20 protein-coding genes are annotated in these 14197 nt (G+C 53.9%); 10 read left to right on the top strand and 10 right to left on the bottom strand.

The features are described from left to right. On the top strand, window positions 1–330 hold a 330-nt coding region (locus ABJQ89_RS06565; protein WP_348495467.1), incomplete at its 5' end, for a carboxymuconolactone decarboxylase family protein. 80 nt (window positions 331–410) lie between these two features. Here the strand turns inward: ABJQ89_RS06565 and ABJQ89_RS06560 are convergent. The 3 genes from ABJQ89_RS06560 to ABJQ89_RS06550 form a co-directional block, all read right to left on the bottom strand. Continuing rightward, on the bottom strand, window positions 411–791 hold the full coding sequence (locus ABJQ89_RS06560) for a VOC family protein (protein WP_348495466.1): 381 nt from the start codon (window positions 789–791) through the stop codon (window positions 411–413). Window positions 792–861: 70 nt separating this feature from the next. Next, complete coding sequence (locus ABJQ89_RS06555) at window positions 862–1599, bottom strand: AraC family transcriptional regulator (protein WP_348495465.1); 738 nt, start codon at window positions 1597–1599, stop codon at window positions 862–864. A 16-nt stretch (window positions 1600–1615) separates the two neighbouring features. Next, a complete protein-coding gene (locus tag ABJQ89_RS06550; RefSeq protein WP_348495464.1) occupies window positions 1616–2332 on the bottom strand; it encodes a cytochrome b561 domain-containing protein in 717 nt (238 codons plus the stop codon). A 200-nt stretch (window positions 2333–2532) separates the two neighbouring features. Here ABJQ89_RS06550 and ABJQ89_RS06545 point away from each other — a divergent pair, with 200 nt between their 5' ends. The 3 genes from ABJQ89_RS06545 to ABJQ89_RS06535 all read left to right on the top strand — a co-directional run bounded on the left by ABJQ89_RS06545 (window position 2533) and on the right by ABJQ89_RS06535 (window position 4601). Further along, window positions 2533–2838 (top strand): hypothetical protein, encoded by a 306-nt coding sequence (locus ABJQ89_RS06545; RefSeq protein ID WP_348495463.1) that lies wholly within the window; start codon window positions 2533–2535, stop codon window positions 2836–2838. A gap of 8 nt (window positions 2839–2846) precedes the next feature. Further along, window positions 2847–3536, top strand: coding sequence for a YafY family protein (locus ABJQ89_RS06540; RefSeq protein ID WP_348495462.1), 690 nt, complete (start codon window positions 2847–2849; stop codon window positions 3534–3536). Window positions 3537–3617: 81 nt separating this feature from the next. Further along, window positions 3618–4601, top strand: coding sequence for a sterol desaturase family protein (locus ABJQ89_RS06535; protein ID WP_348495461.1), 984 nt, complete (start codon window positions 3618–3620; stop codon window positions 4599–4601). A 31-nt stretch (window positions 4602–4632) separates the two neighbouring features. On the opposite strand, the gene ABJQ89_RS06530 is transcribed toward ABJQ89_RS06535, so the two are convergent. Then, entirely contained in the window at window positions 4633–5040 is a 408-nt protein-coding gene (locus ABJQ89_RS06530; protein ID WP_348495460.1) for a GFA family protein, read from the bottom strand. A gap of 23 nt (window positions 5041–5063) precedes the next feature. Further along, window positions 5064–5450, bottom strand: coding sequence for a hypothetical protein (locus ABJQ89_RS06525; protein WP_348495459.1), 387 nt, complete (start codon window positions 5448–5450; stop codon window positions 5064–5066). A 135-nt stretch (window positions 5451–5585) separates the two neighbouring features. Between ABJQ89_RS06525 and ABJQ89_RS06520 the strand changes: the two genes are divergently transcribed. Then, window positions 5586–5990 carry a helix-turn-helix domain-containing protein gene (locus ABJQ89_RS06520; protein WP_348495458.1) on the top strand — a complete coding sequence of 135 codons (405 nt, stop codon included), beginning with the start codon at window positions 5586–5588 and terminating at the stop codon, window positions 5988–5990. Between the two features lie 16 nt (window positions 5991–6006). Here ABJQ89_RS06520 and ABJQ89_RS06515 read toward each other — a convergent pair whose 3' ends face one another. Continuing rightward, window positions 6007–6498 carry a cupin domain-containing protein gene (locus tag ABJQ89_RS06515; protein ID WP_348495457.1) on the bottom strand — a complete coding sequence of 164 codons (492 nt, stop codon included), beginning with the start codon at window positions 6496–6498 and terminating at the stop codon, window positions 6007–6009. After that, complete coding sequence (locus ABJQ89_RS06510; RefSeq protein ID WP_348495456.1) at window positions 6495–7067, bottom strand: DUF177 domain-containing protein; 573 nt, start codon at window positions 7065–7067, stop codon at window positions 6495–6497. Before ABJQ89_RS06510 ends, ABJQ89_RS06515 begins: the two co-directional genes overlap by 4 nt. Window positions 7068–7155: 88 nt before the next feature. Here ABJQ89_RS06510 and bamE point away from each other — a divergent pair, with 88 nt between their 5' ends. From bamE to ABJQ89_RS06495, 3 genes are all read left to right on the top strand, one after another. Then, window positions 7156–7608, top strand: a complete 453-nt coding sequence (gene bamE, locus ABJQ89_RS06505) for an outer membrane protein assembly factor BamE (RefSeq protein ID WP_348495455.1) — start codon at window positions 7156–7158, stop codon at window positions 7606–7608. Between the two features lie 103 nt (window positions 7609–7711). Next, window positions 7712–8455 (top strand): metallophosphoesterase family protein, encoded by a 744-nt coding sequence (locus tag ABJQ89_RS06500; RefSeq protein ID WP_348495454.1) that lies wholly within the window; start codon window positions 7712–7714, stop codon window positions 8453–8455. 113 nt (window positions 8456–8568) lie between these two features. Next, window positions 8569–9525 (top strand): helix-turn-helix domain-containing GNAT family N-acetyltransferase, encoded by a 957-nt coding sequence (locus tag ABJQ89_RS06495; RefSeq protein WP_348495453.1) that lies wholly within the window; start codon window positions 8569–8571, stop codon window positions 9523–9525. 88 nt (window positions 9526–9613) lie between these two features. On the opposite strand, the gene eda is transcribed toward ABJQ89_RS06495, so the two are convergent. Further along, complete coding sequence (gene eda / locus ABJQ89_RS06490) at window positions 9614–10258, bottom strand: bifunctional 4-hydroxy-2-oxoglutarate aldolase/2-dehydro-3-deoxy-phosphogluconate aldolase (protein ID WP_348495452.1); 645 nt, start codon at window positions 10256–10258, stop codon at window positions 9614–9616. Window positions 10259–10269: 11 nt separating this feature from the next. Continuing rightward, window positions 10270–12075: a phosphogluconate dehydratase gene (gene edd, locus ABJQ89_RS06485; RefSeq protein ID WP_348495451.1), complete on the bottom strand. Its 1806-nt coding sequence runs from the start codon at window positions 12073–12075 to the stop codon at window positions 10270–10272. A 200-nt stretch (window positions 12076–12275) separates the two neighbouring features. Between edd and ABJQ89_RS06480 the strand changes: the two genes are divergently transcribed. Together ABJQ89_RS06480 and ABJQ89_RS06475 are read left to right on the top strand one after the other, a co-directional pair. Next, window positions 12276–13472, top strand: coding sequence for a class I SAM-dependent rRNA methyltransferase (locus ABJQ89_RS06480; RefSeq protein WP_348495450.1), 1197 nt, complete (start codon window positions 12276–12278; stop codon window positions 13470–13472). Next, window positions 13469–14014, top strand: a complete 546-nt coding sequence (locus tag ABJQ89_RS06475; RefSeq protein ID WP_348495449.1) for a PIN domain-containing protein — start codon at window positions 13469–13471, stop codon at window positions 14012–14014. The genes ABJQ89_RS06480 and ABJQ89_RS06475 overlap by 4 nt, the downstream gene beginning before the upstream one ends. Here the strand turns inward: ABJQ89_RS06475 and ABJQ89_RS06470 are convergent. Next, window positions 14011–14197: M48 family metalloprotease (locus ABJQ89_RS06470; protein ID WP_348495448.1), on the bottom strand; the 187-nt coding region annotated here is incomplete at its 5' end. The genes ABJQ89_RS06475 and ABJQ89_RS06470 overlap by 4 nt on opposite strands.

The raw sequence follows: 14197 nt of genomic DNA, 5'->3' as shown, positions 1-14197 counted from the left end.
CTTAATCCAGGGGTGCGCGACGTGCTCGATCAACGCTATGGACATCTGTTGCCGGGCATGGCCGATACGGTTGTCGATATGGCCTATGGTCAATTTTATGGACGGCCCGGTCTGGATATGAAGAGCCGGTATATCGCGACCATTGCGGCGCTATCGGCGATGGGTGGGCAAACGGAACCACAATTACGGATCAACATCGAGGCAGGGCTCAAGTGCGGCTTGAGCGAGCGCGAAATCGCTGAGGTCATTTGGCAAATGGCGCTCTATGGCGGGCTGCCCGCCGCGATCAATGCGCTCAACACGCTCTGCGCGATTTGTAGCGAAGAATAACACAAGCGCCCCTTCACCTTTGCAGTGAAGGGGCGCTCAAGGTTGTTGATGAAGGTCCGTGAAAGCGAACCTCATCGGGATTATTTCATAGAGTTCAAACCGAAAATATTGCCCTCGGTGTCTTGGCACAGCGTGACAAAACCAAATTCACCGATAGAGAATTTCGGGCGCACCACCACGCCGCCAGCATCGGCAACGCGCGCCTCTTCAACTGCGACATCTGCGGAAGAGAAGTAAATACACGTGCCGCCAACGCCCGGTCCTGCGAAAGGGGATTTGGTCAAAGCACCCGCCGCGCCATAGACGCTCATATCGGCAGGAAAGCTCATCATTTGGGTTTCGCCGGTGGGGTCACCCATGGCCTCCAATTTTTTGCCCAGCACCGTTTCGTAAAACTGGGTGGCGCGATCCAAATCGTCTACGAAGATATCAAACCATGCGACTGCGTTCATCTGTGTCATTGTCATGTTCCTTTGTTTTCTAGGGTATGACACTGACCTACCAAGCACGCGTGCTCAGGTATTGTAGATTTCAGACATCGAATTTTTTTGTGTATTTTCCCGGCGTATATCCTGTTGCGCGGCGGAACGAATGGATGAAATGGGACTGATCCGCATAAGAGGCATCATTGCCGCTGATCGCCAATTGCAGGCGGATGATCTTAAGGAAATCATGGGGGCTAAAGCCTGTCGTGGCCTTTAGAACGCGTTGCAGCTGGCGCGGGGATAGATCGGCAAGCTCGGCCATATCAGCGACGTTATGAACGTCCTCGATATTGCGAAAGATGGTTTCCGTCACAGGATTGCGCATGACCAATTTGTCTCGCACCAGTTGCTCAACAAACCCCGTGAGGAGGGTCTGCACGCTATCAAAGTCTTGTCCCATAAGGGCCTGAGAGGTTGCGAGCAGGGGCATCGCGCCTTCATAGGGCGTTTTGACTTGGCCAAGCGCGGTAGGCTGGCGATCAAACTGCCAAACGCCCGGTAAGAAGCGGATGTTTACGAAATGAAATGCGGTGCCGAGATCGAACTCTTCTGATTCAATGCGCAGCTTCGTCACGCCCGTAACGCGCGGATCGTTACGATCAAAGACAACATAGGTGCAGGCGTCCGGTAGCGCGTGAAATCGATAGGGGTCGGGCAGGGGGCCATCGCAGCGCAGTTCCAGAAAACGATGCACGATGTTGCGTAGGTGTTCGGGTGGTTTTGCCTCAACAAAGGCGACATCTGTGACCGCCTTGTCTTTGCCGTTACCTTTGGGATCATACATGTCGTTTGATGACGCCTTACAAGAATTCACGCTCTTTGTTGTACGGGTGCTCTAACCCATAGCCATGGGCAACGCGATAGCCATCATAACGGCGCCCTTTGAATTCATAGGTAATCCATGCGGCCAGACCAGCCAAGAATACAACGAAAAGCAATCCCGTGAGCACAGGCATATGGTATTGCATCAGGCCTGAACCAACGGCGCCCAGAGCGCAGAACAATGTGAAATAGCCTGCGGTTTTGTGATAGGCTTCGAACATGCGCCGCTTAGGCGTGTGGTTATATTGGTCACCTTCCCACGTCTTGGGATCATTCGGATCCGCGCCAACGCGGTATTTGCCGCCGCGCGTGCCGCGAAACTGCGATGAAATGATCTGTCCAAGACCCATCAAGAGGGTCATCATGCCGAAACAAGCATGCACAGTGCCGCTAAAGCCGCCGCTGACGATCAGAGCAACGCCCGTTGCGCCAATTGCGAGGAACATTGCGAAAAACAAACCGTATTTATGTACACTGAAGAACCACCATTCTTTGTGCCAAAGGCTGACATCGCGAATGATGCCTTTTTCTGAGGGTGGTGGTTTGTGATAGCGCATGATTGTGATGCAGAGCGGGACCAATACGATCCAAACGAAGAACATGATCAGGGCATGGTAATTCCAATGTATCTCAACCGTGCGCTCCAGAAAGCCTAGATAGACTTCCGTTGGTATCTCATAGACTGGTTGTGTCATCGTCGTCCCCCCGTGCATGTCTTCGATCGCATTTAAGTGTGTTCAACCCCCCTGATTGAGCCACATTTGATCGAATTCTTGACTAGAATACCCAACTTTGGGCTGTGGTTTGGGGTTTGTCTAGGTTCATCTCAACTGACAGCTTTTGGCAGTTGCTGCGCGCTATGCGGGCCTTGTCTACGAAAATAAGGAGATGAGACATGAGCCAACATACAATCGAAACAGTGATCTTTAAACTCAATAAGGGTGAAAGCGCTGATGGCTTTGCAAAGGCCGCAGAAGCGATCACAGAATTTGCAGAGCGCCAAAAAGGGTTCATTACGCGTCGCTTGTCGCGCGGTGAAGATGGGCTTTGGATCGATCACATTGAATGGGAAACGCTGGCCGATGCGCAAGCGGCGGCCGCGAAAATCGGGCAGGAGGCATCGCTCGGGCCATGTATGAAAGCCATCGACGAAACCTCAGTCGTCATGCATCATACGAGCCTGGAAATTAGCGTGAACTAGGACCGAATATGCGCCGCAGCGACCGTCTTTCAGTGATCATTGAGATTGTTCAGGACGGTCGCTTACATTTGGCACGCGACATTGCTGAGCGACTGGATGTGTCTGTACGTACCATCTATCGCGATTTTGACACGCTGGTTGCCTCGGGTATTCCAATCGAAGGGGAACGCGGTGTTGGTTATATGCTGCGCGAGCCGGTGTTTTTGCCGCCGATGAACCTCTCGCTTATTGAACTCGAAGCGCTGCATCTTGGCATGGCAATCGTCGGGCAGGCGGCAGACGTTGAATTGCAAGCGGCGTCAGCCTCGCTCACCAAGAAGATCGGCAAAGTCGCCACAGCCAATGGCACAGTTCCCAAAGAGTGGGGTTTTGGCGTCTATCCCTTTGCGCAAGCAAAAGCCGGATTTGCACATATGCCCCGCATTCGCGCCGCTATCCGCGCTAAGGAAAAACTGGTTTTGGAGTATCGCACGTTGGCAGGAGAGCTGTCTAAACGAACGGTTTGGCCGCTGCAAAACGCCTACTGGGGCAAAGTTTGGACGATGACAGGGTGGTGCGAACTCCGCGCAGATTTCAGAGCGTTCAGGATCGATCACATCGAAAGCTGCACGCGCACGCATGAGCATTTTGAAGAACAAGAAGGACAACGGTTTGAGGATTATCTCGCAAAAGTGGATGCAGAGATGGCGGGGCAATAGGACCTAAAAAACCTCGCTCTGTTTTGAAATGATATCTTTGCGCGCATTTGGCGGCTAGGGTTTCGCTAGAAAGGAAATCCAATGTCTGACGCACCGCTCAAAGGATGGACCCACGCACCGAAGGTTCCGCTCGAAGTTTCGCCGTTTTTCACATGGCCTTTGCGGCCAAAACGCATGCTGACTTGGGTCTGGAATTCTTGGTTTTTGATCACTGAGAAACTGATCATTCTCGCGTTTGCTTGTCTCTCGTTGATCTTCTTTCAACCGTCATTGGAGCAAACCCAGACATTGGCCTTTGGTTGGATGTTCGAACTCTGGCTGCGCAACATGGCGCTCATGAGCTTGGTTGCAGGGGGCTTGCACCTCTATTTCTACACATTCTCAAAACAAGGCAAAGCGCTGAAATACGATCCGCGCCCTTTGATGAAGAACGGCAAGCAGTTCACACTGGGCGGTCAAATCCGTGACAATATGTTTTGGACCCTTGGCAGCGGCGTGTTCTTCTGGACGGCATATGAAGTTCTGATGTTTTATGCGCTTTCAAATGGTTACGCGCCGATGCTGACGTTTTCTGCGAACCCGATTTGGTTTGTCGCGATCTTCTTTTTGATCCCGCTTTGGGAAAGTTTCTATTTCTATTGGATTCACCGGTTTCTGCACATCCCGTTCTTTTACAAACATGTGCACGCGCTGCATCATCGCAATATCAATGTGGGGCCGTGGTCGGGTCTATCGATGCATCCGGTTGAGCATATTCTCTACCTTGGCACGGTGCTGATCCACTTTGTTATTGGGGCGCATCCGCTGCATATTCTTTTCCATATGCAGTACTACACGTTGTCAGCCGCGACGACCCATACAGGGTTTGAAGGGATGTTGATCAAGGATGAAAACCGTCTGAAGCTCGGCACGTTTCATCATCAGATGCACCATCGATATTTTGAATGTAATTATGGTTCGCTCGAAATGCCGTGGGATAAGTTATTCGGCTCTTTTCACGATGGCACTTTGGACTCTGATGAGAAGATCAAAGAACGTCGCAAGCGCATGGCGGGAGCATCCTAGCGCTTGCGGTTTGGGCTACGGGCGCCTTGCGCTAGAAGTTTGGCAAGCCATCAAACTGCGGCAGGCCCTCCGGTATGTGATGAAACGCCTGCGCATCTTTGACAAAGATGGCGATGCTTGGCGCTTTGAACGTGGCAGGGGTATCTAATGTGCCAACCTTCAAAATGACACCATCAAAGTCAGCTCTGCGCGTTAAGATATGGGTGCCGCAGGTGGCGCAAAACTCGCGCGATACGGGATCATCCAGATCGGTACGTCGAAACGCTTTGGGCCCTCCTTGCGTGTAGCGCAGACCGTGTTGAGGGATTGCCATGTAATACTGGGGGGCGCCACCAGCGATGTGCTGGCATTCGCGACAATGGCATTGCCCCTTTAGAACCGGATCAGCGGTGAGTTCGTATCTGAGTTCGCCGCAATAGCAGCCGCCGTGTTGAGTCATGATGTTTCCTTTCGTGTGTTGAATTAGAAGAGGGGTGCAATGGCGACGGCAGGAAATATCGCGCAAAGGATGAGCGAGAGCGCGATACCAGTATAGATCAACGCAAAGAGCGGTTTGGTTTTGAGCGCACCGCCGTTGATCAAAACCAAACTCGCGCCTGCGTTTGAAACGATACCCATGATCACAACCGCCCAGGGGAAGGTATCTTGCCACATCAGGGGAAAGGCACCGGCATAGCCAACCAACAGCGCGAGAACGGCAACTCCGTAAAGACGAAAGAACATAGCGCTTTGCGCGGAAACACCCGTCAATTTGCTGAGCTTAGCCATTGGGAACACGAGAAACGGAACCGCGACCAAAACGAGCGTCACAATGATTTTGAATGTAATAATGAGAAGGACAATCGACATTTAATATGTCTCCATGATAGGTTAAGTCTGATTTTCGAACTTAGCAATTCATACGGAGGCTGAAACCGTTTGTCAAACTCAGATATGTCAAGCCCGTCCAAACACCTCGCACCTGTCGCAAAGTGCGACTGTGGCATGGCCCTGACGTCAGAACTTTTGATGGAGAAGTGGACGATGTTAATCATCCGTGAAGCGTTCTATGGCGTGAAGCGGTTTGAGGACATTCGAGAAGACACAGGTATCCCGCGTTCTGTGCTCACGTCGCGGCTCAAGCATCTGGTTGAAAACGATATTTTAAAGCGCAAAGACTATCGGGTTGAAGGCGCGCGCCCACGTCCGGGCTATGTGCTCACTGAAAAGGGGCGCGAGCTAAGTCTTGTAATTTTTGCGTTGATGCAATGGGGCGACAAGCATCTCAAGGGCGGTGATCCCGCGATTGAGATCAGCAACAAAGCGGATGGGCGCGCGATCAAAGTTGCGCTGGTGGACGCTGAAACTGAGGAAGTCGCGCTGCCGCAGGTCGCTCTGAAAGTTCTATAGTGCACTCAGATAGGCGCTATTTTTTGCCCGCGCCACCGCCGACTTCGAGAAGGTTTTCGTGATCAACGAGGGTCCACGGCTGGCCCTCATTGCGAAAGATGAGCTTGCCCAGCTTTGTGTAGTCTCCCACGTCATGGGGCAGTCGTTGACCGACGACGATGCAGCGGAACGTCTCACGGCCCGTGTTTTTAATCGAATGGGCAAGACCGCCTTTACGGTACCCGATAAAATCTCCCGCGCCGATCTCATGGGCGTCATCGCCGATATAGGCCGTCGCAGTGCCTGCCAGAACATAAACGCACTCGTCTTCATGATGATGCACGTGGTGTTCTGTCGTTTCAAAACCCGGTTCCACCTCGATAATGTGAAAGCCAAAACCGGTGAGACCCGCCAGATCGCCGAGCGATTTATTCACACGTTTCGCATTTTCATTGAGGAAATGGGTCTTTTGCACCCCCTCCATCGCTGCAATGCTGGCAGCATCAATCAAATAGGTGTCTTTGCTCATTCGTTGCCCTCCAGCTTGTCTTTCAGCGCGGCGAGACCAGCGAACGGTTTAAGGTCATCGTCGCTCATCGCGTCCTTGCCAGGTTCGGTGACGCGCAGTGTTCCGATCTCGGCGCCTTCCGCGCGCGGATACTCAGGCACCTCCAGAGCTAAGGACTCGCTGAGCACGCGCCACAGGTCGATTTCCTTCTCAAGTGGTTCAATCGTATCATCCTCAAGCATCGCGACACCGCCGAATTCATCTTCTTCACTCTCATCGGCGTATTCGGGCAATTCGGCCACGAACCGACGGGTAACTTCCGCCGTTATGCGCGTCGTCACAGGCTCAAGCGTGATCGTGCAAGGCTGAACGGCGGTCGCGCCAAGCTCTGCGGTTAACAGCCAGTCCCGTTTGCCAGCAGGGGCGACATTGCCGACAAAACTCACCTTGCGCAGTCCGCTGAGGTCCAGCTCTTTGATGAGCACCTTTAGGTGTTCGCTCTCAAGGCGGTAATTGAACTGCGTCTTCTTACGGCGCGCCAAAGCGCTGGTCTCAAGAATAAAGTCGGCGAAAGCATGCATATCGGCCATGGTCAGGAATTTTCCTTTCTTGAACGTCGGGCGTTCGTGTCGTATCGAGATAGCAAGGCAGAGTAGGCCAATACAAGAGGGCACCTCTATGCGGGCACTAAGTAGAACACGTAAAATTGGCGCAGCATTGTTGCTGTGCGGATCATTGGCGGCATGTACCGCGACCTTTCGCAACCATGGCTACGTGCCGTTGGAGGAAGATCTGTCGCAACTTACAGTCGGCGTCGATACACGAGATACTGTTGCTGAACTGGTTGGCACGCCTTCCTCGGCAGGTGTCTTGAATGACAGCGGTTATTATTACGTGCAAAGCCGCGTGAAGCATTTCGCATGGCAAAAGCCTGAAGTGATCGACCGTCAGGTTGTGGCGATCAGTTTCACAGATGGCGGCATTGTTGAGAATATCGGCCGCTACACACTGCAAGATGGCAAAGTCGTTCCATTAGCCCGCCGCATCACGCGCAGCGGTCAGGACGTGAGCTTCATTCGTAAAATTCTCGGTAGCTTGGGCAACTTCTCAGCGGATAACTTCCTGAACTAAGGGTGGTTAAGTCAGCGGCGACAGCGCCCAATTCGTGGGCGCTTCGCGTTCAATGCATTTGAACACTGTTGTCTCGTTTGAGATTTGTAGCTTAAGTTAAGCTATGAAATTCGCAGTGCTCGCAGACATCCATGGAAACTCAATCGCGCTTGCCGCGGTGCTCGCGGATATGGATGCGCTTGGCGTCAAGGATGCTGTAAACTTGGGTGATTTTTTCAGCGGTCCACTGGATGCCGCGGGAACCGCCCAGCTCTTAAGTGAGCGAGACTTCCCATCCATTCGCGGTAATCACGATAAATATTTGATTGAGCAGAAACGCGCTGAAATGGGGCCGTCTGATCGGGTTGCATTCGATCAGCTTGATCAGGAACATCTGGATTGGATCGCCAGCCTTCCTGAAACGAGGATTGTCTTTGATGATGTTTTTCTGTGCCATGGCACACCTAGGAGCGATTCTACCTATTGGCTGGAGCGTGTTGAACAAAATGGGAGGGTACGATCTGCTACGTTAGGCGAGGTCCAAAGCGAAGCGATCGGTATCGAAGCCAATCTCATTCTTTGCGCCCATACGCATATTCCCCGCAGTGTCCGGTTACTCGATGGGCGCACAATTGTGAACCCCGGTAGCGTTGGCTGTCCTGCCTATGATGATGACGTGCCAGTCTATCATCACATGCAAACAGGGACCCCAAACGCCAGCTATGCGATTGTTGAGAGGCATGCAAAAGATTGGAATGTGACGTTTCGATCCGTGCCATACCGCTCAAATGAAGCAAGCCAACTTGCTGCTCAGAATGGAAGACCGGATTGGGCGCGTGGCTTGGCTACGGGTTGGTTTGAAGAGTAGGCGCTGCTGTCTTGCCCGCCCAATTCTCGTTTTCTTAACGTCGTTTTTCATCTGAAAAGGTCAGGTTTTTAGAGTGCTAGACGAATGCATAATTTTAGTTGTATTGTGCAACTATGAATCGGAATTTCACGATAACCCGAATTGATAGTTTGCGCGCATCAGCGCGGTGCATTGTGCGCGAGCTTGGCTTTATGCAAAAGGGGCTTGCAGGCACCGAGCTATCGCCGTCGGCCGTTCATACAATAATTGAAATTGGATATGGGACGGTGACCAATGCAAGCGAGCTAGGTGCGCTTTTGCATCTTGAGAAGTCCAGCATCAGTCGATTGGTTCAAAAGTTAGAGGCTGAAGGCCTGATCGAAGTGGGGTTAGACCCAGATGACAAGCGATCCCGCAAACTTAGTTTGACGAAAAGGGGAGAAGAACTGCTTGCAGAGGTCGAGATGTTTGCGAGGCACGCGCTAAGCGCTGCGTTGGAGAAACGTTCAGACAAAGACATCCGGCTCATTGAAAGTGGTTTGGATATGTTCGCGAAAGCGTTGAGTGGCCAAGACAAATCCGTTTCGGCAGTTCCCCCTGAACTGACGATACATTCCGGCTATCGATCCGAAATCATTGCGTCTGTGGTGCGGCTGCATGCTGCATATTATTCGCAGAACTACGGTTTTGGAGCGGTCTTTGAGCGCAAGGTCGCAACTGAACTTTCTGAATTTATGGGCCGCATAGATAGGCCAAGCAACGCGACTTTCTCTGCGTATCGGAGCAACGAATTACTTGGGACGGTTTCGCTCGATGGCGAAGATCTCGGGCAAGGTAACTGTCATTTGCGATGGTTCATTGTCAGCCCGCGCGCGCAAGGTATGCGTATTGGCAGTCTTTTGCTCGAGAAGGCGACGTCCTTTATCGATCAAGCCGCGTTTGAACAGACACGACTTTGGACGTTCAAAGGACTAGATGCTGCGCGCCACCTTTACGAAAAACATGGTTTTGTACTTGCGAATGAAACGCCCGGAGCCCAGTGGGGAACCGAAGTTGTCGAGCAGGAATTTGTGAGGTTGCGGCCTGCTTAGACATAAAAAAACGTTGGCTCTGAATGCAAAGCCAACGTTTGAAATGCTTTTTTTTTAAACCGCTCGCCGCCTATTCAGGCGCGATGGCTTAGACCTTAAGCTGCGACGCCTCGCGCGCGAGCTCTTCGATGCCGGCCCAGTCGCCCGCGTCGATCAGCTTTTTCGGAGCAACCCAGCTACCGCCTGCACAAACTGTATTTGAGAGGCTCAGATAGTCATCCGCGTTTTGCGGGCTGACGCCGCCAGTCGGGCAGAACCGCACTTGCGGGATTGGCGAGCCGATCGCTTTGAGGAGCGCCGCGCCGCCTGCAGCTTCGGCTGGGAAGAATTTTTGCACTGTATAGCCGCGCTCAAGGAGACGCATTGCTTCGCTAGCAGAGGCCGCGCCGGGCAGGAGGGGCATGTCTTGCTCTTCGCAAGCATCAAGCAGAATGTCAGTTGCGCCTGGTGAAACACCGAACACAGCGCCAGCCGCTTTTGCCGCGCGCACGTCTTCAGGTGTGAGCAAGGTGCCCGCACCAACAACGCCGCCTTCGACTTTTGCCATCTCAGCAATGACCTCAAGCGCGGCATCGGTGCGCAGTGTTACTTCAAGAGCAGGGAGGCCACCCGCGATCAACGCTTCCGCCAATGGACGCGCTGTTGCGACATCGTCGACGACCAGAACAGGCACGATTGGGGCCAGTTGGCAGATTTCAAGCGCGCGTGCGCTGGCTTCGGTGGGAGTGATCATATTGTAGTTCCTTATACGACGACGCCAGCGCCAGTATCGGCAGTACCAACCGACTGGCGGAAGACTTCAAACAATTCGCGGCCAACACCATTGCCATTATGGCTGAGGTCTGGCGTGGCGGGCGCTCGGTCGAGCGCGCCCTCGGTGAGTACTTCTAACGTACCGGCAACGGCGTCAACTCGAATTATGTCGCCATCTTGGATGCGTGAGAGCGGACCGCCTGCAGCCGCTTCTGGGCTGACGTGAATGCACGACGGCACTTTACCAGAGGCACCGGACATGCGCCCGTCTGTGACCATCGCCACGTTAATGCCGCGTTGCATGGTGACAGAAAGGGCAGGGGTCAGGCCATGAAGTTCTGGCATGCCGTTGGCTTTCGGACCTTGGAAACGCACGACGATCACCAGATCAGAAGTGAATTCGCCCGCGTTGAACGCAGCCTTCACTTCGTCCTGACTTTGGAAGACGCGCGCTGGCGCTTCGACGATTTGACGTTCTGGCGCGACGGCGGAGACTTTCATCATGCCGTGACCCAAGTTGCCCTTGAGCTGCTTAAGGCCACCCGTCGGCTGGAAGGGATCATCTGCGGTGCGCAGGATTTTGTCGTTGAGCGTTTCTTTCGCGCCATCACGGAAGATCAACGCGCCGCCATCAAGTACAGGTTCTTGCGCATGCAGGCCAAGGCTATCGCCTGCAACGGTTTTCACATCCTCATGGAGCAAACCTGCATCGAGCAAACGGCCAATCATATAAGGCAGGCCGCCTGCGGCGTGGAAGTGGTTCACGTCGGCAAGACCGTTTGGATAGACCTTTGCCATCAGCGGCACGACCGCTGAAATTGCGTCGAAATCTTCAAGGCGCAGATCAATGCCCGCCGCCCGTGCCATCGCAGGAAGGTGCAACACAAGGTTGGTCGAGCCGCCCGTCGCCATCAGGCCAACAAGACCATTCACAAAGGCGCGTTCATCCAAGATATCGCAAACGGGGCGATAATCATTGCCAAGAGCGGTGATCGCGAGCGCGCGCTTGGCGGCTTCCTTTGTCAGCGCATCACGTAACGGCGTGTTGGGGTTCACGAAAGATGAGCCCGGCAAATGCAGACCCATGAATTCCATCAGCATCTGGTTCGTGTTCGCTGTGCCGTAGAATGTGCAAGTACCAGCCGAGTGGTAAGAGGCCATTTCAGCCTTCATCAACTCGGCGCGATCAACCTTGCCCTGTGCGAATTCATTGCGCACGCGGGCTTTTTCATCATTGGGCAGGCCAGATTGCATCGGGCCGGCTGGCACGAAAATGCCAGGGATATAGCCAAAGGTTGCCGCTGCAATGATCAAGCCTGGAACGATTTTATCGCAAACGCCGAGGTAGGCCGCCGCGTCAAATGTGTTGTGTGACAGGCCAATCCCTGCTGAAAGGGCAATCACATCGCGGGAGAAGAGCGACAGTTCCATGCCGGTTTGCCCTTGTGTGACACCATCGCACATAGCGGGTACGCCAGCGGCGACCTGCGCCGTTCCGCCAACGGAATGCGCGGCTTCTTTGAGCAGAGCAGGATAGCCTTCAAACGGCTGATGTGCGGAGAGCATATCGTTGAATGCGGTCACGATGCCAAGGTTTGCAGCAGGTGTTTCTGCCAGTGTTTGCTGGGCATCTCCCATCGCCGCATAGGCATGGGCTTGGTTGCCACAGGTCAAATGCGCGCGGCGTGGACCTTCAGATGCGGCAGCGCGCATATGATCCATATACTTGGAACGGCGCTCTTGTGAGCGTTCGATAATACGATCTGTCGTTTCTGCGATAACGGGATGCAAGCTCATGAGGCGGGGTTCCTGCGATTGATCTGGGTGTAGGTCCTTGATTCACTTTCCTCTTATCCAATGTTAGCGCTAACGTCGAGGCCTGATTGCAAAAGCCGCCACAAGAGTTTTATGAAAACTGGGCGCAAAACCGCATTGTTTATGTGGGAGGGCCGCATCATTACCTTTTCAGCCGCGCATGAAGTCGCTAAGGGGACGCTATGACAGCCAGTGATTTACCCGTCCTTCGCCTTAAACCCAAAGCTAACGCACGTGCCATTCGTCACGGTGCGCCTTGGGTTTATGATAATGAACTTGTGCTTGATCGGCGCAGTAAAAATCTAACGCCCGGCACAATTGCTGTCTTGCAAGACGCCGAGCGTAATCCGATGGGGCTGGTTGCGGCCAACCCCTTGTCGCGCATCACCGCGCGGATGATTGAGCGCGATGTGTCGGTTTCAATTGATCAGGCATGGTTCGCGACAAAGGTCACGCGCGCGCTTGAACTGCGTGAACGTTTGTTTGATGCACCGTTCTATCGCTTGATCCATGCAGAGGCGGATGGCCTTCCGGGATTGGTCGTTGATCGTTTCGATGATGCGCTTGTTGTGCAACCGAATGCGGCTTGGCTTGAGCTGTTACTGGAACCGCTTGCTGCCGCATTGGCTGAGGTGACGGGCGTCACAACTATCTTGAAAAACGCTTCAGGTCGAACCCGTTCGCTTGAGGGTCTTGATGACGAAAATGCAGTGCTTTTGGGCGCAGCGCCAGACGCGCCCATCATGGTGCCGATGAACGGGGCCTATTATGCGGCTGATCTGACAGGCGGACAAAAGACGGGTCTGTTCTATGATCAACGCCCGAACCATGCCTTCGCGGCGCGACTGACCGAAGGTGCGGATGTGCTGGATGTGTTTTCCCATGTGGGCGGTTTTGGTCTTGCTTCCCTTGCGGGCGGCGCGAAATCGGCGCTTTGCGTTGATGGATCTGCACCTGCCTTGGCCTTGGCAGAGCAGGGCGCAGAAAAAGCGGGCTTTGCGGATCGTTTTGCCACGCGCAAGGGCGATGCCTTTGATGTGCTCGAAGCCCTTGGCAAAGAAGGCGCGAAATATGATGTGGTGATCTGTGATCCACCTGCATTTGCGCCGAGCAAACCAAAGCTTGAGGGTGGTCTGCGCGCCTATGAGCGCCTTGCGAAAATGGCCGCGCCTTTGGTGAAAGAGGGCGGCTATTTGGTTCTATGTTCCTGCTCGCACGCAGCGGACCTTGGCAAATTCCGCTTTGCCTGTACGCGCGGCATTGGCCGTGCGGAGCGTGCGGGTTCACTGATCCACACCGGTTTTGCTGGGCCAGATCATCCGCTGATGCCGCAGCTCGCGGAAAGCGGCTACCTCAAAGCGCTGTTCTACCGTCTGTGAAACTGCTGCTCGACACCTGCGTTTTGTACCCGACGGTCATGCGCGAGATGTTGATCGGCGCGGCGAAGGGCAGCGCGTTTGAGCCGCTCTGGTCGCCGCGTATTTTAGAAGAATGGCGCCGCGCTTCCCTCAAGCACGGGGAAGGCGCGGCGCTGGAAGCTAAAAGCGAAGGCGTGTTTTTGAACGCTGGATTTCCCAAAGCCTCGGTACGTTATGATCCTGTGCAAGAGGCCCGCTTTTGGCTCCCTGATCCCTCGGACATTCATGTGCTTGCAGCGGCAGTATTGGGCGGCGCGGACGGTATCGTCACGCTCAACAACAAAGATTTTCCCGCTGGTATCTTGGCGGAAGAAGGCCTTTCGCGCGTCAATCCAGATGCCTTGCTCTTGGGGGTTTGGCAGAGTCAGCCAGAGTTGATCGAACATGTGGCAGGCGACGTTCTCAGTAAAGCCAATACCTTATCTTCGCAGGATTGGACTTTGAAATCATTGATGAAAAAAGCGCGTCTGCCGCGCCTCGGAAAGGCGCTCGCTGCGGCTTAACTCCAGCGCGCATCGAGGCTTTCAAGCGCAGCGATCCGTTCTTCGGTCTTCGGATGGCTCAACAACCATGCAGGCGCGCGGCCTGATTGGCTCTTGGTGAGCGCATCCAATTTACGGAACAGTGAAATTTGCGGCGCGACACCGATCCCAGCCTTGGTCAACAGCGCGGCAGCATAGGCGTCT

The sequence above is a fragment of the Planktotalea sp. genome (genome assembly GCF_039984035.1).
In the GTDB taxonomy this organism is placed as follows: Bacteria; Pseudomonadota; Alphaproteobacteria; order Rhodobacterales; family Rhodobacteraceae; genus Planktotalea.
This window is presented reverse-complemented; position numbering and strand designations above follow the sequence as displayed.

What these genes read in the sequence shown, in the direction of transcription:
- ABJQ89_RS06500 (WP_348495454.1), top strand. Translation starts at nt 7,712, where the DNA reads ATGAAATTCGCAGTGCTCGCAGACATCCATGGAAACTCAATCGCGCTT.
- edd (WP_348495451.1), bottom strand. Translation starts at nt 12,075, where the DNA reads ATGAGCTTGCATCCCGTTATCGCAGAAACGACAGATCGTATTATCGAA.
- ABJQ89_RS06520 (WP_348495458.1), top strand. Translation starts at nt 5,586, where the DNA reads ATGGCCCTGACGTCAGAACTTTTGATGGAGAAGTGGACGATGTTAATC.
- eda (WP_348495452.1), bottom strand. Translation starts at nt 10,258, where the DNA reads ATGATCACTCCCACCGAAGCCAGCGCACGCGCGCTTGAAATCTGCCAA.
- ABJQ89_RS06495 (WP_348495453.1), top strand. Translation starts at nt 8,569, where the DNA reads ATGAATCGGAATTTCACGATAACCCGAATTGATAGTTTGCGCGCATCA.
- bamE (WP_348495455.1), top strand. Translation starts at nt 7,156, where the DNA reads ATGCGGGCACTAAGTAGAACACGTAAAATTGGCGCAGCATTGTTGCTG.
- ABJQ89_RS06550 (WP_348495464.1), bottom strand. Translation starts at nt 2,332, where the DNA reads ATGACACAACCAGTCTATGAGATACCAACGGAAGTCTATCTAGGCTTT.
- ABJQ89_RS06540 (WP_348495462.1), top strand. Translation starts at nt 2,847, where the DNA reads ATGCGCCGCAGCGACCGTCTTTCAGTGATCATTGAGATTGTTCAGGAC.
- ABJQ89_RS06510 (WP_348495456.1), bottom strand. Translation starts at nt 7,067, where the DNA reads ATGGCCGATATGCATGCTTTCGCCGACTTTATTCTTGAGACCAGCGCT.
- ABJQ89_RS06535 (WP_348495461.1), top strand. Translation starts at nt 3,618, where the DNA reads ATGTCTGACGCACCGCTCAAAGGATGGACCCACGCACCGAAGGTTCCG.
- ABJQ89_RS06530 (WP_348495460.1), bottom strand. Translation starts at nt 5,040, where the DNA reads ATGACTCAACACGGCGGCTGCTATTGCGGCGAACTCAGATACGAACTC.
- ABJQ89_RS06555 (WP_348495465.1), bottom strand. Translation starts at nt 1,599, where the DNA reads ATGTATGATCCCAAAGGTAACGGCAAAGACAAGGCGGTCACAGATGTC.
- ABJQ89_RS06525 (WP_348495459.1), bottom strand. Translation starts at nt 5,450, where the DNA reads ATGTCGATTGTCCTTCTCATTATTACATTCAAAATCATTGTGACGCTC.
- ABJQ89_RS06545 (WP_348495463.1), top strand. Translation starts at nt 2,533, where the DNA reads ATGAGCCAACATACAATCGAAACAGTGATCTTTAAACTCAATAAGGGT.
- ABJQ89_RS06515 (WP_348495457.1), bottom strand. Translation starts at nt 6,498, where the DNA reads ATGAGCAAAGACACCTATTTGATTGATGCTGCCAGCATTGCAGCGATG.
- ABJQ89_RS06560 (WP_348495466.1), bottom strand. Translation starts at nt 791, where the DNA reads ATGACACAGATGAACGCAGTCGCATGGTTTGATATCTTCGTAGACGAT.
- ABJQ89_RS06480 (WP_348495450.1), top strand. Translation starts at nt 12,276, where the DNA reads ATGACAGCCAGTGATTTACCCGTCCTTCGCCTTAAACCCAAAGCTAAC.